At 56.7% G+C, this 17,718-nt stretch carries 17 protein-coding genes; 7 read left to right on the top strand and 10 right to left on the bottom strand.

What is annotated here, in order from left to right:
• Nucleotides 1-20: 20 nt before the first annotated feature.
• The 5 genes from KTH_RS05015 to uraD form a co-directional block, all read right to left on the bottom strand.
• On the bottom strand, nucleotides 21-1,373 hold the full coding sequence (locus KTH_RS05015) for an allantoinase (RefSeq protein WP_111323408.1): 1,353 nt from the start codon (nucleotides 1,371-1,373) through the stop codon (nucleotides 21-23).
• Nucleotides 1,370-2,599, bottom strand: a complete 1,230-nt coding sequence (locus tag KTH_RS05010; RefSeq protein WP_111323406.1) for an allantoate amidohydrolase — start codon at nucleotides 2,597-2,599, stop codon at nucleotides 1,370-1,372. The genes KTH_RS05015 and KTH_RS05010 overlap by 4 nt, the downstream gene beginning before the upstream one ends.
• A 3-nt stretch (nucleotides 2,600-2,602) precedes the next feature.
• The gene (gene uraH / locus KTH_RS05005; RefSeq protein ID WP_111323404.1) at nucleotides 2,603-2,956 is read right to left on the bottom strand and encodes a hydroxyisourate hydrolase; all 354 of its coding nucleotides are present in this window, start codon (nucleotides 2,954-2,956) and stop codon (nucleotides 2,603-2,605) included.
• A gap of 14 nt (nucleotides 2,957-2,970) precedes the next feature.
• Complete coding sequence (gene pucL, locus KTH_RS05000; protein WP_111323402.1) at nucleotides 2,971-3,903, bottom strand: factor-independent urate hydroxylase; 933 nt, start codon at nucleotides 3,901-3,903, stop codon at nucleotides 2,971-2,973.
• A gap of 93 nt (nucleotides 3,904-3,996) precedes the next feature.
• Nucleotides 3,997-4,509: a 2-oxo-4-hydroxy-4-carboxy-5-ureidoimidazoline decarboxylase gene (uraD, locus tag KTH_RS04995; RefSeq protein WP_111323400.1), complete on the bottom strand. Its 513-nt coding sequence runs from the start codon at nucleotides 4,507-4,509 to the stop codon at nucleotides 3,997-3,999.
• A gap of 398 nt (nucleotides 4,510-4,907) precedes the next feature.
• Here uraD and KTH_RS04990 point away from each other — a divergent pair, with 398 nt between their 5' ends.
• The 4 genes from KTH_RS04990 to KTH_RS04975 all read left to right on the top strand — a co-directional run bounded on the left by KTH_RS04990 (nucleotide 4,908) and on the right by KTH_RS04975 (nucleotide 9,958).
• Entirely contained in the window at nucleotides 4,908-5,807 is a 900-nt protein-coding gene (locus KTH_RS04990; RefSeq protein ID WP_111323398.1) for a 2-hydroxy-3-oxopropionate reductase, read from the top strand.
• A gap of 36 nt (nucleotides 5,808-5,843) precedes the next feature.
• The gene (gcl, locus tag KTH_RS04985; RefSeq protein ID WP_111323396.1) at nucleotides 5,844-7,586 is read left to right on the top strand and encodes a glyoxylate carboligase; all 1,743 of its coding nucleotides are present in this window, start codon (nucleotides 5,844-5,846) and stop codon (nucleotides 7,584-7,586) included.
• A 77-nt stretch (nucleotides 7,587-7,663) separates the two neighbouring features.
• Entirely contained in the window at nucleotides 7,664-9,031 is a 1,368-nt protein-coding gene (locus KTH_RS04980; protein WP_111323394.1) for an 8-oxoguanine deaminase, read from the top strand.
• A 150-nt stretch (nucleotides 9,032-9,181) separates the two neighbouring features.
• Nucleotides 9,182-9,958: an IclR family transcriptional regulator gene (locus KTH_RS04975; protein WP_246046258.1), complete on the top strand. Its 777-nt coding sequence runs from the start codon at nucleotides 9,182-9,184 to the stop codon at nucleotides 9,956-9,958.
• A 71-nt stretch (nucleotides 9,959-10,029) separates the two neighbouring features.
• Here KTH_RS04975 and KTH_RS04970 read toward each other — a convergent pair whose 3' ends face one another.
• Nucleotides 10,030-10,443, bottom strand: a complete 414-nt coding sequence (locus KTH_RS04970) for a MerR family transcriptional regulator (RefSeq protein WP_211326180.1) — start codon at nucleotides 10,441-10,443, stop codon at nucleotides 10,030-10,032.
• Nucleotides 10,444-10,738: 295 nt separating this feature from the next.
• On the opposite strand from KTH_RS04970, the gene KTH_RS04965 reads away from it, so the two are divergent.
• Complete coding sequence (locus KTH_RS04965; RefSeq protein ID WP_497616810.1) at nucleotides 10,739-12,370, top strand: L-lactate permease; 1,632 nt, start codon at nucleotides 10,739-10,741, stop codon at nucleotides 12,368-12,370.
• A 160-nt stretch (nucleotides 12,371-12,530) separates the two neighbouring features.
• Here the strand turns inward: KTH_RS04965 and KTH_RS04960 are convergent, their stop codons facing one another.
• Entirely contained in the window at nucleotides 12,531-13,370 is an 840-nt protein-coding gene (locus KTH_RS04960; protein WP_111323386.1) for a phosphotransferase enzyme family protein, read from the bottom strand.
• Between the two features lie 476 nt (nucleotides 13,371-13,846).
• Between KTH_RS04960 and KTH_RS04955 the strand changes: the two genes are divergently transcribed.
• Nucleotides 13,847-14,686, top strand: coding sequence for a polysaccharide deacetylase family protein (locus tag KTH_RS04955; protein ID WP_497616807.1), 840 nt, complete (start codon nucleotides 13,847-13,849; stop codon nucleotides 14,684-14,686).
• A 36-nt stretch (nucleotides 14,687-14,722) separates the two neighbouring features.
• Here the strand turns inward: KTH_RS04955 and KTH_RS04950 are convergent, their stop codons facing one another.
• The 3 genes from KTH_RS04950 to KTH_RS04940 all read right to left on the bottom strand — a co-directional run bounded on the left by KTH_RS04950 (nucleotide 14,723) and on the right by KTH_RS04940 (nucleotide 17,113).
• Nucleotides 14,723-15,586, bottom strand: coding sequence for a DnaA ATPase domain-containing protein (locus tag KTH_RS04950; protein ID WP_497616803.1), 864 nt, complete (start codon nucleotides 15,584-15,586; stop codon nucleotides 14,723-14,725).
• A 14-nt stretch (nucleotides 15,587-15,600) separates the two neighbouring features.
• Nucleotides 15,601-16,797, bottom strand: coding sequence for a hypothetical protein (locus tag KTH_RS04945; protein ID WP_497616800.1), 1,197 nt, complete (start codon nucleotides 16,795-16,797; stop codon nucleotides 15,601-15,603).
• Nucleotides 16,798-16,948: 151 nt separating this feature from the next.
• Nucleotides 16,949-17,113, bottom strand: a complete 165-nt coding sequence (locus KTH_RS04940; RefSeq protein ID WP_170142641.1) for a hypothetical protein — start codon at nucleotides 17,111-17,113, stop codon at nucleotides 16,949-16,951.
• 373 nt (nucleotides 17,114-17,486) lie between these two features.
• Between KTH_RS04940 and KTH_RS04935 the strand changes: the two genes are divergently transcribed.
• On the top strand, nucleotides 17,487-17,684 hold the full coding sequence (locus KTH_RS04935; protein WP_497616796.1) for a hypothetical protein: 198 nt from the start codon (nucleotides 17,487-17,489) through the stop codon (nucleotides 17,682-17,684).
• Nucleotides 17,685-17,718 lie beyond the last annotated feature (34 nt).

Below are 17,718 nucleotides of genomic sequence, written 5' to 3'. Positions count from 1 at the left end.
AAGTCTCCTCTCAAGCGCTCTTACACCTTCGCTCCCGGACGCAGCAACCGTCCATACGGCCTTTCAGCATGCCAACCTTCCAGGTAGACGGTCTGCCCGCGCACAACGGTTCGTTCTATCACTCCCTGCATCTCCCGCCCGATATAGGGGCTATGCTGATGCCGGTAAAAGAGACCATCCTGTTGCAGCGTATAGCGCTTTTCCAGCCTGACAAGCACGAAATCCGCGTCGCTCCCCACCGTAAGGCTTCCCTTCTGTGGCCAGAGGCGAAAACGTCGGGCCACGCGTGCCGAGATCAGCTCAACAAGCAGCGGCAAGGGAAGCCGACGCGCCGCGTAGCCCTCGGTCAACAAGAGCGGAAGCGTCGACTGTGCGCCCGAAATGCCGCCCCAGGCCGCGAAAAAGTCCTCGTGCTCCTTGAGTTCCCGAGGTGCAGGCGAGTGATCCGAAGCCACAAACGCGATCTCACCCCGGCGCACATAGTCCCAGAGCGCTTCCTGCTCCTCAAGCGGCCTCAGCGGCGGCGCGCACTTCGCAACCGCCCCGAGCTGCTCAACATCCTCTTCTGTAAGCACCAGATAGTGCGGGCAGGTCTCACAGCTTACATCGACCCCACGTGCCCGTGCTTCGATTACCAGTCGAACACCAGCCCCACAACTGACATGCACGATATGGAGAGGACAGCCGGTTTCATCTGCAAACAGGATTGCCCGTTGAATGGCTTCAACTTCCGCTATGATCGGACGCGATTCTAAATATGCTCGAATATCGGTCTTTCCCTGCGCCCGAGCCCGCTGTGCAAGCGCCCGCGTCAGAGTGAGGTTCTCGGCATGAACCGCAAGCAAGCTTCCAAGCTTCGCGATGCGCTGCATCCCCTCGTACAGCGTCAGATCATCAACTGACTGAAAATCGTCAGTGCCGCTCTCGCTCATAAACGCCTTGAAACCGATCACACCACACTCAACCAGCTCGTCAAGCTGTTCCAGGTTATCCGGTTGCAGCGCTCCCCAGAAGGCAAAATCCAGCAAAGACGCCTGCTGAGCGGCCTCAAGCTTTTGTCGAAAGGCAGCAGCGTCACGCGTCGGCGGGGTGGAGTTCAACGGCATATCGAAAAAGGCCGTCATGCCGCCCGCAGCCAGGGCTCGCGATCCGGTGGCGAAGCCCTCCCAGTGCGTGCGCCCGGGCTCGTTGATATGCACATGCGCATCGATGCCGCCAGGAAAGAGATAGAGCCCGCTCGCGTCGATCTCCTCCTGTGCTGAGCCCGTCAGCTCTCGACCAAGCGCAACGATGGTTCCGGCAGACACTGCCAGGTCGATTGTTTCACCGCTTGCCAGGGTACCATTGCGCACAAGCAGATCATAGGTACTCATACAGCCGCCTCCTGAGCCAGTAGAAGGACAAAGCGCTCCAGTGTATCGAGCGCGATCGCTACATCTTCTACCGCTACTGCCTCATCGGGATGATGACTGATCCCGCCGCGACAGCGCACAAAGAGCATCGCAATATCGGTCAATTCTGCCATGACAACGGCATCATGGCCGGCCCCGCTCGGGAGCGTCATGAGCGGGTAGCCGCTAGCTTCTACCGCCCGTTCCAGTAGACGGCGCAGACGCGGCTGACAGTGGACTGCCTTGCTCTCTTGCAGCACCTCCCATTGCACCGTGATGCCGCGTCGCTGGCAGCTTGCCCGTATCTGTTCCAGCACGCGGGAGAGCGCCCGCGCACGGGTAGTATCATCCTGATGACGTATATCGATACTGAAGCGCACTTCTCCGGGAATAACGTTACTTGCGCCCGGCAGGACGCTTGCCTGACCAACCGTGGCGACCAATCCCGGGTACTCGCACGCTTCCTTCTCTATCAGTAGCAGGCACTCCGCCGCCGCACAGAGCGCATCCCGCCGGAGCGACATCGGCACCGTGCCAGCATGCCCGGCAAGCCCGATGCAGCGAACATTCAGGCGGCTCTGTCCGGCAATGGCCGTCACGACGCCGATAGGCACCTGCTGCGCCTCCAGAACCGGTCCCTGCTCAATATGCACCTCGCAGTAGCCAAGCAGGTCTTCGCGACGCCAGCGAGGCTGCTTAAGCGCCTCAGGAATGCCGCCATACCCGCGAATCGCCTCGGCGAGCGTTGTGCCAGTTGCATCGGTCAGCAGCAGCGCATCGGGAGCCAGCATACCGGTTGCACTCTTGCTTCCAAGATACGCATGCTGAAAACGCAGGCCCTCCTCATCAGTAAACCCGACCACTTCAAGCGCGAAGGGAAGCCGCTCGCCCCGCCTGTAGAGACGCTCCACACAGGAGAGCGCCACCAGCACCCCGAGCGGACCATCATAGCGCCCGGCATTGCGCACCGAATCGAGGTGCGAGCCGAGCACCAGCGTTTGCATGCCCGCTTGCTGTCCCTCATAACGCCCGAAAATATTTCCTATTGCATCCTGCTGTACGCTCATGCCTGCCTCACGCATCCAGCCCGCAACCAGGCTATTGACCTGCTGCATTGACGGGCTGAGGCTTGGCCGCGTGAGCATCCCGGGCTCTTCGCTCAAGCGGCCCAGGATGTCGCAGCGTTCCATCACTGTCGTTGCGGACATAGTTTAACTCCCGCGATAGGTGGAATAGGCCCACGGTGACACTAACAATGGAATATGGTAGTGAGCCGTTGCATCGGCAATCCCAAAGCGAATGGGCACAATATCCAGAAATGGTGGATCGGGCAATTCAACCTGCAGTGCAGCGAAATAGGCCCACACGGCGAACGTCAGCTCATAGCGGCCCTGGCGAAACTCCTCACCCTGAAGCAACGGCTGCACGGTTCGGCCATCAGCGCCGGTGTAGACCGTTTTCAGCAGGTGCCGTGTCTCACCAAGCCGCCAGAGCTCGATCTGCATATTTTCCGCCGGGATGCCATGCATGGTATCCAGCACATGCGTGGTCAGGAAACCGGTCATCTGCACCTCCCTTGTCAGCGGCTCAACGTCAGCTTAATCAGGCCATAGGCCGGGAACGGGTCGCTGTAGACCTTCACCCTCTCGTCCACGCTTGACACGGCCATCGGATCGCGGGTGCGGTTCTGCGCCTCAAAAGAGACCTCGGCGAGCTGCGGGAAGCGATCCAGCAAGCGCTTGCCCATCTCGTATACAAGATGTTGAATCGACTCGCTGACAAACTCATGGAACACGGTTTGTAGCAGATCGCGCACCTGCTCGGCTGGCACATAGCGCTGATGGTCGGCTGCCAGCATATCAGCGACCTCGCCATACTTCCAGAATACGTCAAGGTAGATGAACAGGGGCCGATCCTCGCGCTCGGGCAGAGTCGTATACTCATCGCGATAAAAGCGGGTAAACGAGCTTCCTGTTACCTTGAACAGCTCTAGCCCGACCTGCCCACAGCGATGATTCGAGAGCGTCGGATGTTGCTGCTCATCCCGTGCGAGATCGAGCGAGGCAACCGCGTAGTCCCCATGAGCACGGCTGAACAGCACTTCGCTTTGCTCAAAGCGCTCCTGATGCGGCACAGGGACATAATGAAAGGGAAGTTCACGCCCGCTCACTCGAAGCGCCTCCATATGACTATAGGCAGCCAGCAGGTTGCGCCCCAGATATTCAAGGAAGCCTTCAAGCGTCGCGCCCTCATAGGACAACGCCTGCCGCAGAACGAAATTCTTCATGCTGTCGGTCGCCACCACATTCGAGTTATCCCCTTTTTCGTATGCCGGAAAAAAGTTCCGCCCGAACACCTCAACGTCTACTTCCAGTGCAAAGAGCGTGTTTGGCCTGCCAGTAAAGGCAGATTCAGGAATAGCAGAAATACCTTCAAGTGGAGTTGCATAGACACGATAAACAGGGACGCGCATCTTGCCATAACTGATGTCAAAAGAATAGCCACCGCTCATAATGAGGCTCCTTTCGCGATTCATTCGCTGTATCGGGTTCACTGAACACAGAAGAAAGAGTACATCGGACGGCTCTATATGCTTCGGGAAGGACTACTGTAACAAATCCTGAAGCCGGTAGTGGCAGATCTTCTCAATCTCGCCAAGCGCAATCTTCATTTCCTGCTCGGCTGTATGCTGCAACCGCTCAGGATAGCTGGCAAGAATGCTCTCTTTGGTATTCTCGCGCGTACAGATCAGAAAAGGGAAGCCAAAGCGCTCACGATACGCCTGATTCAAGCGTGTAAAGGTTGCCAGTTCTTCAGGAGACAGGCGGTTCAACCGGGCAGAGGCCTGCTCATCGGTCGATGCGGGGGAAAGGGTGCCAAGCTGCGCGGCCCGCCCGGCAAGGTCGGGATGCGCCCGGATCAAATCAAGCTGACGCTCGCGGGGTGCCTGTTCCAGAATCGTGCAGAGCGCCTGATGCAGCTCTTGCTTGCTCTGGAACGGTCGCGCCTTCCATGCCTCACGCACGATCCAGGGGGACCCCTCAAAGAGCGATGAAAGCGTTGCAGTAAAGCGTTCCTGGTCAAGAGCATTTATTTCCTGCAATGTCATCTTTGTCATAGCAGTGCCTCTTCTTCACAAAAATACACTCAACGAACGAAGGGAAAGTCTGACAGCGACTTCCAGGGTTTCACTATGTTCTACTTTCTACATGACGGAAAACGCTTTTCAAATGCAGAAACTATGGAGAGTATAAACTGTCCTTTTCCTTTTTGTCAAGGGTAAAGTGAAGAAATTCAAGCGGCGAGAAAATTTCAATCACAAACGAACAGAAGTGCATTTGTGCCCGAGAAGTGTTGACAAAGCGAAAAGTTGCAGGGTATATTTCGTAATAAGAAAATTACTTTTTCTTATCGCGGAAAAGCATGCGGGTAGATGAACCCTCCGCAGAGAAACATGTTTGAGCAACGGAAACTCCATTTCCCGCTCTAGCAGATGTGCAAAAGGAGATTTTTCGTATGGTGGAAAAGATCGGCTTTATCGGTCTGGGCATTATGGGCAAGCCAATGGCGCTCAACCTGCTGAAGGCGGGCTATCCCGTGCTGGTGCAGAACCACCGGCAGGCCGTGACCGATGAGATGAGCGCGCACGGCGCACAGGCAGCGCCCTCACCCGCCGAAGTCGCGGCGCAAAGCGATATCGTCATCACCATGCTTCCCGATTCGCCCCAGGTTCGGGACGTTATGCTCGGAGAACAGGGCGTCATTATGGGCGCACATACAGGGCTGATTGCGATCGATATGAGCACCATTTCACCCATTGTGACCCGGGAGATCGCGCAACGCCTGAGCGAACAGGGGGTTGAGATGCTGGATGCGCCTGTCAGCGGCGGCGACAGGGGCGCGATAGAAGGAACCCTCTCGATCATGGTTGGCGGCTCGGAAGCGACCTTTTCCCGCTGTCGGCCCATTTTTGAGGCGCTTGGCAAAACAATCGTCCATGTCGGCGAGATCGGCGCGGGGCAGATCGTCAAGGCCTGCAATCAGATTGTCGTCGCCCTGACCATCGAAGCAGTCGGTGAGGCGTTAGTGCTCGGCTCCAGGGCAGGCGTCCGACCGGAGAAGATTCTACAGGTGCTCGGTGGCGGGCTGGCCGCGAACCGCGTGATGGAGCTGCGCGGGCCCAACATGCTCGCTCACAACTTCACGCCCGGCTTCCGCATCCGGCTGCATCACAAGGATCTCGGCATTGCGCTCAGTACCGCTCGGGCGTTTGGCACCTCACTGCCAGTGACGGCGCTGATCGATCAGATGCTTGCAGCGCTTGAAGCAAACGGGCGCGGCGAGCTGGATCATTCGGCCCTGCTGACCTATCTGGAAGATCTGGCACAACATCGCATCGGAGAGAATGAAGAGTAGGAGTCGTTCTACCAGCAAGAAAGGATTCAGAGTTCTATGACTCGTATGTCTGCAACTGACGCGGCTGTACAGGTAATGCTCGATGAAGGTGTTGAAATCGTCTTTGGCATTCCCGGTGCGGCTATTCTTCCGCTCTACCAGTCAATCATGAAAAGCGGCAAGATCCGCAATTACATCGTGCGCCACGAGGAAGGAGGCACCCACGCGGCTGACGGCTACGCCAGAGCAACCGGCAAAGTCGGCGTGATGATCGGCACCTCGGGTCCGGCAGGCACAAATATGATTACCGGGCTGTATACAGCAACAGCGGACTCTATCCCCATGATCTGCATTACCGGTCAGGCACAGTCGCATCTGCTGCATAAAGAGGCATTTCAGGCAGTGGATATCGTTGGCTGCGCCACACCTGTCACCAAATGGAGCGTGCTCGTCAAGGAGCCTGCACAGGTGCCCTGGGTCTTTCGCGAGGCGTTTCGGATCGCGCAGGATGGCCGCCCGGGCGCGGTCCTGATCGACCTGCCGCTTGATGTTCAGCGCGGTGAGCTCGACTTTGACCCTACCCTCTCCTCGCGGCTGCCGCTCACCAGACCTGCCCCCTCTGCCGCCGCAATCGAGCGAGCGCTTGAGATGCTGCTAGAGGCCGAGCGCCCGCTATTGATGCTGGGTGGCGGCGTCATCAGCGCAAACGCAACCGAGGAATTCCGCCAGCTTGCTGAACACCTCAATATCCCCGTCACGGTCACGCTGATGGGCAAGGGCGGCTTCCCCGAGGATCACCCGCTGTTCGCCGGAATGGCAGGCATCCAGACGCAGACGCGCTATGGCAATCAACTCTTTCTTGAATCAGATGTCGTGCTGGCGATAGGAGCCCGTTTCGCCGACCGCCACACAGGCGACCTCACGATCTATCGGGGCCAGCGACGCTTTATTCATATCGACATCGAGCCCACGCAGATTGGCAGGGTCTTCGCCCCCGATCTGGGAATTGTCTCTGACGCAAAATTGGCACTGAAGGCGCTTCTTGAGCTTGCTCACACGATCCCGGCCCGCCAGGAATCGCCCTGGACGCAGCGCGTCGCTCACCTGCGCACAACGCTGACGCGGCGCATGGACTTCGATGAAACGCCGATCAAGCCCCCGCGCGTATTTAAAGAGATCAACGAATTCTTTGACCGGGATACGATTTTTGTCACGGCGATCGGGCTCTATCAGATCTGGTCGGGACAGTTCCAGCACGTCTACAAGCCGCGTCACTATATGGTCTGTGGTCAGGCAGGCCCGCTCGGGTGGGAGATCCCGGCGTGTATCGGCGTCAAGCTGGCACATCCTGATACACTGGTTGTAGGCATTGTCGGCGACTACTCGTTTCAATTCTTGATGGAAGAAGTCGCAGTAGCAGTGCAATATCGGATTCCATTTATCCTGGTCATGATCAACAATGCCTATATGGGCCTGATCCGCCAATCGGAGATAGCATATACTATGAATTACTGTGTCGATCTAGCGTACAGCGCACCCAACACCGATGGCAACACGCCTGGCATCGATCACGTGAAGGTGATGGAGGCAATGGGAGCGCTCGGGCGGCGTGTAGAGGCTCCGCAGGACATTCGGCCCGCACTTGAATGGGCGGTTCGCGAGGCCGAGGCGCAGCGCGTTCCCGTGCTGGTTGAGGTCATCGTTGAGCGTGAGGCGAACGCTGCGATGGGCGCGGCGCTCAATGCAATCACTGAATTCGAGCCGCTACCCGCGCTCGACACAGCAACGGTTCCTTCCTGAGTGTATGGAGCCAGGTAGAGGGGCGACGCACTCTCTACCTGCTCGCTTCAATACAAGAATAGCTACAGAAAGAGTGCATCATGAAAACATTGCTTCTGAAACATGCAACGCTGCTTGTGTCAATGGACGACAACGGAACCACCTGGAACGATGGCGGGATCTATGTAGAAGACAATGTTATTCGCCAGATCGGGCCAACGCCAGAGCTGCCGCAGGAGGCCGACACCATCATTGACGCCAGCGACATGATTGTTCTCCCCGGGCTTGTCAACACGCATCACCACTTCTATCAGACGCTCACCCGCTGCATTCCCGAGGCCCAGAACGCCACCCTGTTCCACTGGCTCCGCACGCTCTACCCGATCTGGGCGCGACTGACCCCGCAGGCAATCGCCGTGAGCACCCGCACCGCAATCGCAGAACTCATGCTCTCAGGCTGCACCACAACAAGCGATCATACGTATATCTGGCCCAATGGCTCCCGGATCGACGACCAAATTGAGGCCGCGCAAACCATGCGCATTCGCTTCCACGCCACTCGCGGCTCGATGTCGGTTGGTGAGAGCAAGGGCGGGCTGCCCCCCGATAGCGTCGTTGAGGATGAAGAGACTATCCTGCGCGACTCACGTCGAGTCATAGAGGAATATCATGACTCATCGCGCTACTCGATGCTGCGTATCGCGCTTGCCCCCTGTTCTCCCTTCTCCGTCTCGCCCGATCTGATGCGCGAAAGTATCGCGTTAGCCCGCTCCTACGGCGTCCAGGCGCATACGCACCTTGCCGAAACGCTCGACGAGGCCGAATACTGCAAACAGCACTTCGGACGCTCGCCGGTCGAGCTGATGGAGGATCTGGGCTGGCTTGGCGGCGATGTCTGGCACGCCCACACCGTTCACCTGAGCAGTACGGAGATCGAGCAGCTCGGCAAGACGCGCACGGGAGCCGCCCATTGCCCGAGCTCAAATATGCGGCTGGCTTCGGGTATCGCGCCCGTCATGCAGCTTCAGCAAGCTGGTGCCCGTGTTGGGCTCGGCGTTGATGGCTCGGCCTCGAACGATAGCTCACACCTGCTGGCCGAGGCACGACAGGCCATGCTTCTGCAACGCGTGATGGGAAATCCCGGAGCTATGACCGCTTCTCAGGCGCTCTGGATGGCAACCAGAGGCGGCGCGAGCGTCCTGGGGCGCGACGATATTGGCTATCTTGCGCCCGATATGGCCGCCGATTTTATTGGCTTTCGTCTCAATACGCTTGAACTTTCCGGTGGGGCAGTCCATGATGCTCCTGCCTCTCTCATCTTCTGTCACCCACCTCATGTCGATCTGAGCGTGATCAACGGAATGGTCTGTGTGCTGAATAAAGAGCTCATTCACGCCGACCTCACCGAACTCGTTCAGGAGCAGAACCGGGTCGCCTGGGCCCTTGTGCGCGATGAGCTGCGCTAACCGACAGGCGTAATACTGCCTCCTTGCCGCTCATGCGTGAGGAGGAGTCGAGAAGCGGCGCGTGTTATGATATAATACAGTAATCTTTTCGCTATGTGGAAAAGAAAATAGAAAATGCGGGCCCTTCTCTGGCTCGAAAAAGGACAAGCCATGAGCGGAGTACAATCAATCGAAAGAGCGCTAGATCTGCTTGAATACCTGGCCCAGTCTGGTGGCTGGGTCGGGGTCAGCGAGCTCAGCAATGCAACCGGGCAGCCAGTAGCGACAGTACATCGGCTTTTATCAACTCTAGTGGCACGCAGGTATGTCATCCGCGATAATCAGGCACGGCGCTATGCGCTTGGCCCGGCCTTTCGCCGGCTGGCAGGCGTCGAACTTCCCGCACTTGACTGGTCAACCCTCGCAACTCCATATCTACGGCAGCTTGTCGAGATCAGCGGCGAAACGGCCAATCTGGCAATTATGGCGCGCTATCGTGCCGTGTATGTGGCCCAGGCACAGCCTCCGACCCGGCTTGTGCGCATGTTTACCGAGCTCGGGAACAAGGTGCCGCTGCATGCGACTGGATGCGGCAAAGTCCTGCTTGCGTACCAGCCGGATAGCGTGGTCACGTCCATCATTGCGCAGGCGGGACTGCCAGCCTTTACAGACAAGACCATCACCGACCCCGATCACCTCCGCCAGGAACTGGAGCTGATTCGGCAGCGGGGCTATGCGATGGACAATGGCGAGCAAGAAGACGGCGTCCGGTGCCTTGCGGTGCCGGTCTATGGCCCTGATGAAACGGTGCTGGCAGCAATGAGCATCTCAGGCCCATCGAGCCGCCTGAGCAACATGCAGACGCCGATTATGATTCCCCACCTGAAGCGGATCAGCGCCGCTCTAACCGCAGCTCTGGAGGAAAAACACCTGCTCCCGCTGGGATAAAGCGTTGAAGCGCAGCAGGTCGAAACAAGATTCTGCTGCGTCTTCTCCCTGATTATTCTCTATCTGTACAGCTACGCCCGTGATATTTCCTGCATTGGCTGTTCAGTGAGCTCTACCTGCGATTCGATGGCAGATCCACCCCCATCGGTGGTCAGCGTCGTATAGAGCCTGATCTTCTTCTCGATCTTATGAAGGTTATTCTCCAGCTCATGCATATGATCCAGCACATGCTTACGATGTAGCAATAGCAGATCCAGGCGCTCCTGTTCGGTCCCCGCACCTTTTTTCTTCAGATCCATATATTGCTTCATCTGCCTGATGGGCATACCAGTAGAACGCAGGCACATCAGGAACGTCAGCCATTCCAGATCTCTTTCAGTGTAGCGGCGATGACCATTCGAGGCGCGCTCAACGGAGTCAAGCAGCCCGATACGCTCATAATAGCGCAGGGTATGCGCGCTGATGCCAGTTCTTTCTGCTACCATTTGAATCGTGAGTTCTTCTTCCATGATGGTAGTATAACGCTTCGAGTATACCTTACGTCAAGGGCTTTCCCTCCTGAAAATGGGCCTGTATACGGACATCAAAACCGGTACAGGGTATGGTATACTTTTTCTATTCAGCATCCTCATAGAAAGGGGTAGAAATCAACAGACCCATCACGCACTAACAGACCTCTCAACAGTTGCAAGGTTGCAACGCGCTCACCCTATGAAGGTGGGAGCCAGAAAGCTTTGTTGTATCGCTTGACAGGCGGCTCCAAACAAGGAGGTTTATTTCATGCACTGGACTCAGTTATACACCCCTGTTCTTGACAATCTCCTGCTTTCGGCCATTGTGGCCGCGCTTCCCGTCGTCGTTTTGCTCGGCCTGCTGGCTTTATTTCACATTCGCGCCCATTGGGCTGCACTCGCCGGGCTGGCCGCAGCAATCCTCATCGCGCTACTGGTTTATCGCATGCCCGCCTCGGCGCTCTTCGCCTCAACGCTCTATGGCGCGGCCTATGGCCTGTTCCCGATAGGCTGGATCATCATCGGCGCCATCTTTGTCTACGATATCACGGTGCACACGGGCATGTTCGAGGTCATCAAGCAGACCGTTGCGAACCTCTCGCGCGACCGGAGGCTGCAACTGCTCTTGATCGCCTTCAGTTTTGGCGCGTTCGTCGAGGGCGCGGCAGGCTTTGGTACACCGGTTGCTGTTTCGGCGGCCATGTTGATCGGGCTTGGTTTTCGCCCGCTCCCTGCCGCGGGGCTGGCACTGATCGGAAACACGGCTCCGGTCGCATTTGGAGCGCTCGGAAGCCCTATCCTGGCACTGGCCTCGGTCACGAACATTCCCACTGATACACTCAGCGCTATGATCGGGCGTCAGCTTCCCTTTTTCTCGGTCCTCGTTCCTTTCTGGCTGATCTGGGCAATGGCGGGATGGCGCGGGATGCTGGAAGTCTGGCCTGCCTGCCTGGTTGCGGGCCTGAGCTTCGCCATCACACAATTTGCCGTCAGCAACTTCTTCGGGCCGACGCTGGTTGACATTGCCGGAGCGCTGATCTCCATTCTCTGCCTGGTTGGTTTTATGAAGATCTGGCATCCACGCACAACCTGGCAATTCCCGGAAGAAGCCGCCCGAGAAGCCGAGCCAGAGACCAGCATTCCCTTCTCGCTTGCCTTTCGTGCCTGGTCGCCCTGGCTGCTCCTGGCAATTATCCTCTTTTTATGGGGCTTCCCGCCGGTCAAGAACCTGCTGAACAGCATCTCGAATCCGCAGATTGTCGTACCTTTTCTGCACAACCTGATCTTTCGTGCACCTCCTGTCGTCCCAAAGCCGACGCCTGAAACAGCAGTGTTCAGCTTAAACTGGCTCTCGGCAACGGGAACCGGCCTCTTGCTTACCGGGATACTCGCGGGCCTGCTGCTACGGCTCAGCCCGCTAACGTTGCTCAAGCTTTTCGGCGGCACGCTGTGGCGGCTCCGCTTCTCGCTGCTGACCATCGCGGCCATGCTGGCGCTTGGCTACACCACGCGATACGCAGGTCTAGATGCTACGATGGGTCTTGCGTTCGCCAGTACAGGCGTCCTCTTCCCCTTCTTCTCGCCGCTTCTGGGCTGGCTTGGAGTTGCCCTGACGGGTAGCGATACCTCGTCCAACGTGCTCTTTGGCAGCTTGCAGCGCATCACTGCCGAGAAACTGGGCTTCTCACCGGTACTTGCGGCGGCAGCGAACAGCAGCGGCGGCGTCATGGGCAAGATGATTGACGCACAGAGCATCGTTGTCGCGGGTGTTGCAACCGGCCAGAAAGGCGAAGAAGGCTCGATCCTGCGCTATGTCTTCTTCCATAGCCTTGCGCTGGCGGCGCTCGTCGGCTTGCTTGTGCTGTTACAGGCCTATGTCTTCCCTGGCATGATTCCATAAACGCGCCTGTGGAGCCCGGTAAGATGCTGCCGGGCTCTCGGCTCTCCTCTCCTTATCTACTCTAAAGCATTGTGCATTTCCCACTCGCGCAACAGCCTGAGCGTTCGTTGCACAATTGCGTCGAAACCCTGCAGACTGGACGCAGAGTGCAACGCGGCGATCAGCGCCAGATCTCGCGAATCGCCACCAAAGCGGGAATACGTTTCTGATCCGCCTCGATTGGTCGCAGTTCGGTATAGCCCTTCAAGAATGCCCGCCACAGCCTGTCATCGGGGTCCATATGATAGAAGCCCTCGCACCAACGCACGGTAGCCAGATCATAGGCACGCCAGCCGGGACCGCAGCAGTCAAAATCGAACAATGTGACCATACGAGCGCCGTCAAGATGCTCATTCAGAATGTGGCTATCTCCGTGACACGCTCCATAATCAAGCCCCTGCTCAGCAAACTGCTCCAGGGAGGCCCAATCGGCAACGACCCAGGAATGCAGCGGTTCCAATGTCTGCAACGAAGCATCGAGCAGCACAGACAAATCAAGCGCCTCTCGCTGCACTGATGGCGAGAAGCTATCAGCGGCGTTATGCATCGCGGCCAGCGCTCGCCCATGTATATAGCTGTCTTCAACGCTATGCCTGTCGGGCGGCTCCCCGGGCGCATAGCTGAAGAGAACCGCGAAACGGGGCCCTTCCGGCGCGAGCAGCTCCGTGAGATACTCGCCATCCTCCCGGCTGATCGGCGTCGAAACTGCAATGCCCCGCTGATCGAGATGGTGCAGCAGCTCAAGCTCATAACGGATCGCGTCTCGAGAACGCCAGCCCGCCCGATAGATGCGCAGGGTAAACCGCTCCTCAGGCCCCCTGACCAGATAGGAATCATTCACCCCCCGAGAGAGCAGGATGCAATCAGGCAGGCTCTGAAAGCCATAGTGAGTCAGCACCTCACGCCGGAGCGCGGCAGCCGAGAGCATCGAATGCGCGACAGGGAAAAAAGGGTATAGCATGTGACAACTGTTCCAAACAGCAATACTCCTTTTCTTCGCTCCTCGATGGGAAGGAGCATACAGGCAGCCCAAGTTATACCTGCATGGGATCGATCAACAGATTTTGCCTGTTATACCTTATATCCTTCTCTCACGCCCCTCCCTCGCATCTTCTTCAAAGGCGTCACCTCTCTTTCAGCGCGGTTCGAGCCTGCATTTCTATCCCTTTCAGCCTGAGAGATGCTGCAATGTCGTTCTGAAAAACGATTTCTCGCGATTTTAAGCGCAACAAATCAATCAATCCACGCATTTCTTTCTATAGATCCACATGGATCCTGGTCCTCAAGCAGCGGACCCTACCAGCGAACGTATGGACTGTGACGTCAGCTTCATCTCTGGCACATCCGGCCAGCAGGAAAGCGGATGAAGCGCACTATTTAAAACATCTTTCTATAAAAAACCTGTATTGTTTCTCTATACTAGAAAGGCATCTCTCAATGTCAAACCAGGGACGGAATCCCAGACCATCACTTTTCCTCCGAATTGTCCTGCCTCTGATGGTACTCTGTCTTCTAGGTGCAGGCGTCTGGCTTCTCATCGCCTATCAGGAACAGGCCACAGCACACCAGCGAGCGACAGCCACACCAACCGTTGCCGTCACGCCAACGCCTTCACCGACGCCATCGCCAACGCCTTCACCCACTCCGACAATCGAGCCCATTACTGTGACCCAGGCCATCACGAATGGCAATCGGCAGCTCAAGGAAGTAGCGCTGACCTTCGATGATGGCCCGCATCCCGCAAACACCGAGCAGGTGCTTGCTATACTCCAGCAGTATCATGTCAAAGCGACCTTCTTCGCGCTGGGCGAGAACATCCAGGCGAACCCCGATCTGATCAAAAAAGAATATCAAGCCGGCCACGTGGTTGCGAGCCATACATGGTCACATCCAGATTTACAGACCCTTTCTCAAAAGCAGATCCACGATGAGATGAGAAACACTGCCGAACTCATCTACAAGACGATCGGGGTCTATCCGCCACTGATGCGCCCGCCCTATGGTAACTACAACAAGCAGGTACTCAAGGAAGCAGGCAAGCTCGGTGAGCAGGTGATCCTCTGGGATGTGGACACCGAAGACTGGAAACTCCCCGGCCCCAACTCCATCTACGATACAGCCATGCGCGAAGTGGGCAATGGCTCTATCATCCTGATGCACGATGGCGGCGGCAATCGCTCCCAGACGATCGCGGCGCTTCCCCGGCTCATTGAGACGCTTCAGAAGCAGGGATACAAGCTGGTCACGGTCCCACAACTGCTGAAGGATTCGGAATAGACACGCAGGGGCACATCCTCAGTGGAGGTTTGCCCCTCACACCTCCTCCAGCAAGCGATAATCGTCCGAGCGCATCTGAACCGAGACAAGCCCGCGTGAGAAGCGAGATAAGGCGGCACTCCCGATATAGTGGACCAACTCATCCCGTTCATTTACGCTGATCACCGTTGGTCGGCTGGCCTTCGAGCGTTCATCCATAATCATCCAGTAGATTTCCTGGCGTTCAGCGGTGCGCTCGCCCTTGTCCACATCATCGAGCACCAAGACCGCCGTATGGATCGCCTGCTGCATCAAGCGAATGTGTTGGGTCTGATCAAGCATCCGGCGGGTGTCGCGATAGGTTCTCAGAAAGCTCACTGCAGACGCAAACAGGCTAGCGATGGGCTCGCGCTGCCCTTCCTGCTCTCGCAGCTTATTGCAAATGGCCGCCGCCAGATGAGTCTTGCCGGTGCCACTGGGACCATACAGCAGCAAATTCCCTTTGGGATCATTGGCGAAGGCAAGCGCCTTGCCATAGGCCTCCAATTCTCGAGTCATGTCAAAATTGGCAAACGTGCGCGAAGAGAGAAACTCGATGGCTTTCGCGTCGTCCCACTGCCTGCCAAGCCAGCCCGCGAACGTTCGCTTGCGCATCTCTTCGCACTTCTTTTGCCGTTTCTCCGCTTCCTGCCTTGCCCGATTGGCACGCTTCTCACACTCACATGTCGTCCGAATCCAGTAATGTTGTCCGGGAACGCACTTAGGCGGCATCGGTCCACAAACGGAGCAGGTCCAAAACAGCTCTTCAGGCGGCTCGATGCTTCTCCGTCCGCTCGGGATGATCGCCTCCACGTCGCTCGCCTGAAACAGAGGGCGAAATTCGGACTGTTGCCTCCACAAATAGGAATTGTCTCCGTGCATCCCATTTCCTCCTGTCACGATAGAAAGCCTTTCTCTCGCAAGAATGCCAGTTGTTCCTGAAGAGGCAGCTTTGCAAATGCCTCTCGATCGATTTTCAACGCTTCTCTACGCTGCTGATCCTGTAACTTCTTCTGCAACTTATGTTCCTCCCTTTCAGCATCGCTGAGTGTGATATAGTGTACGGCTTCCGGCCTGGCCTGGACGGGCTGCTGAAGCGGGCCGAGAGCTGCAAGGTCATAGTGATGCAACACATCCTTCAACCTTACCCCACGTGCACGCCACCAGCCATCCTGCTGAGCAAGCAAGCGATCACGAATAGCACGCACATCCTCCGCACTGGCCTCAATGCGTGCCAGTTCGGTAGCAGCCTGGATGTTTTCGGGCACACGCGGCATACGCTTGGCATGAATCTGATCCCAGGCGCCTAGAATAGCCTCTACAGCCGGTGCAAGCTTGCGCTCTTGCTTTGCCGGGAGAGATTGGGCAGCTTCTCGCTTCAAGCTCGCCTGTGATGCCGACAGCCTGCTTGCAACCAATACCTCCTCTTGCTTACAGCTTGTTTGCGCGCTCACAGCGATTGGTGCCGTTCGCGTCACCTCTTCTGATCGCTCAAACACAGCAGCGCGAGCGCGCATGGCAGCGGAGACCGGAGGCACAGCCTGTTTTTGACAGGGAACCTCTCTCTCGCATTTTGTGGAATATGAATTCTGTGTTACGGATTCTATGTTGAGTCCAATTTTAAACGGGTCACCCGTCTGATTTTGAACGTCATCAGAGCCGAAGGCGTTTATTTTTAGACGGGTTTGTTTTGGGACGCATCCATTTTCCAACGGGGGAACAGGCACGGGTTCCCGAGCGGGGAGTTCCTGCAAGCGGGCGTTTATCAGTTCCACGTGCAGCCAGTACTGATAGGTATCTTTCCCATACAGGCGATAGGGGCGTTTCCGAATCAGGCCACGCGCTTCCAGCCGCCGCAACGCCTGCATGATGGTCGAGCGCCCATAGAGGAAGTAAAGCGAGGCCTGCCACTGCGGATATGACATGTAGATATACGGAACATTACCGCTGTCAAGCTTGGAGTTCGTCCATTCTTCCAGCACCCCGAGGATCAGCGCCTCGCAGTGATCGCCCTCGCAGAGCTCCAGGAGATCGGAGTGCAGCTTGATAAAAAAGCGGTCAGGTCGATGTACCAATACGCTAGTTCTTCCCATGTACCTCATCCCCCATATTGACGCATGTATACATTTTTCTTGAGTTGGAGTACGTCCCGTGCTATGATAAAGCGAACGTTCCAGATGCTTCGACGTCGCGCAGGGAAACGCCCTGCACGACGAAGAACAATTTTGTTTGCTACGTCCCCGTTCAAGAGGTCAGCCAGACAGCGGCGGCCTCTTTCTTTTTGACAGCTAGAGAGAGCATCCAGGCTGGCTTTTGTGGGAGAATATGTCTGAAGGATATCAACAGCCCTATCCACCCGACAGAGACCCAACAGAGCAGCGCTTTGCTGATCGGTACCTGTTCTTCCATCTGTCGACCCTGCTACCAGCTTATCAACATTCCGAGTACGCTGCACTTACTTCGATAGCTATTTTCGCATACTGATTCATGTTCTGTCAATACCCTATTTGCTGTTACGCAAAATTCTGCGTCAAAAATCGGCGCAAAACAGAACTGCTGATAAAAGAGCACATACAAGCAGTGTCGAAAAACTACCTGTATCTCTCACTTATCCTCTTTCTGAGAGTATAAAGAAAAAAGGTACAAATGTACAAATATTTCGCCCTGAACTCCCCTTTTTTCCTACTTCGCCAGCCACACCGCTTTTTCGACACAACGCTTGCCGCTTGCTTGCGAACATGCTACAGTAAAAGAAGCAAACAACTGAGAGGGGTGATAGAGTATGGAGAACGAAACCGGAACGCCGCCCCAGGGCAACGCTCCATATGGGCCACCCGAGCGCCCCTGTTTTATCTGCGGACAACAGGCCTGGCACTGGAACGGTGAAGGCTATGTCTGTGCTTCCGGAGATGCCAAACATCAAGAACGCGAGCAGTGGTCATGGGTCCATGTGCCCGAAAAACCAGCCGATGAGGCATGACCATGCGGAGGCGGGCCGTCAGATACGGCGGCCC

The organism is Thermosporothrix sp. COM3 (genome assembly GCF_059696735.1).
This window is presented reverse-complemented; position numbering and strand designations above follow the sequence as displayed.

Bases quoted from the DNA above. Each gene is read 5' to 3' on its own strand.
- gcl (WP_111323396.1), top strand. From the start codon at position 5,844: ATGACTCGTATGTCTGCAACTGACGCGGCTGTACAGGTAATGCTCGAT.
- KTH_RS04960 (WP_111323386.1), bottom strand. From the start codon at position 13,370: ATGCTATACCCTTTTTTCCCTGTCGCGCATTCGATGCTCTCGGCTGCC.
- KTH_RS04940 (WP_170142641.1), bottom strand. From the start codon at position 17,113: ATGGAAGAACAGGTACCGATCAGCAAAGCGCTGCTCTGTTGGGTCTCT.
- KTH_RS04950 (WP_497616803.1), bottom strand. From the start codon at position 15,586: ATGCACGGAGACAATTCCTATTTGTGGAGGCAACAGTCCGAATTTCGC.
- KTH_RS05010 (WP_111323406.1), bottom strand. From the start codon at position 2,599: ATGTCCGCAACGACAGTGATGGAACGCTGCGACATCCTGGGCCGCTTG.
- KTH_RS04970 (WP_211326180.1), bottom strand. From the start codon at position 10,443: ATGGTAGCAGAAAGAACTGGCATCAGCGCGCATACCCTGCGCTATTAT.
- KTH_RS04935 (WP_497616796.1), top strand. From the start codon at position 17,487: ATGGAGAACGAAACCGGAACGCCGCCCCAGGGCAACGCTCCATATGGG.
- KTH_RS04965 (WP_497616810.1), top strand. From the start codon at position 10,739: ATGCACTGGACTCAGTTATACACCCCTGTTCTTGACAATCTCCTGCTT.
- KTH_RS04990 (WP_111323398.1), top strand. From the start codon at position 4,908: ATGGTGGAAAAGATCGGCTTTATCGGTCTGGGCATTATGGGCAAGCCA.
- pucL (WP_111323402.1), bottom strand. From the start codon at position 3,903: ATGAGCGGTGGCTATTCTTTTGACATCAGTTATGGCAAGATGCGCGTC.
- uraH (WP_111323404.1), bottom strand. From the start codon at position 2,956: ATGACCGGTTTCCTGACCACGCATGTGCTGGATACCATGCATGGCATC.
- KTH_RS04955 (WP_497616807.1), top strand. From the start codon at position 13,847: ATGTCAAACCAGGGACGGAATCCCAGACCATCACTTTTCCTCCGAATT.
- uraD (WP_111323400.1), bottom strand. From the start codon at position 4,509: ATGACAAAGATGACATTGCAGGAAATAAATGCTCTTGACCAGGAACGC.
- KTH_RS05015 (WP_111323408.1), bottom strand. From the start codon at position 1,373: ATGAGTACCTATGATCTGCTTGTGCGCAATGGTACCCTGGCAAGCGGT.
- KTH_RS04975 (WP_246046258.1), top strand. From the start codon at position 9,182: ATGAGCGGAGTACAATCAATCGAAAGAGCGCTAGATCTGCTTGAATAC.
- KTH_RS04945 (WP_497616800.1), bottom strand. From the start codon at position 16,797: ATGGGAAGAACTAGCGTATTGGTACATCGACCTGACCGCTTTTTTATC.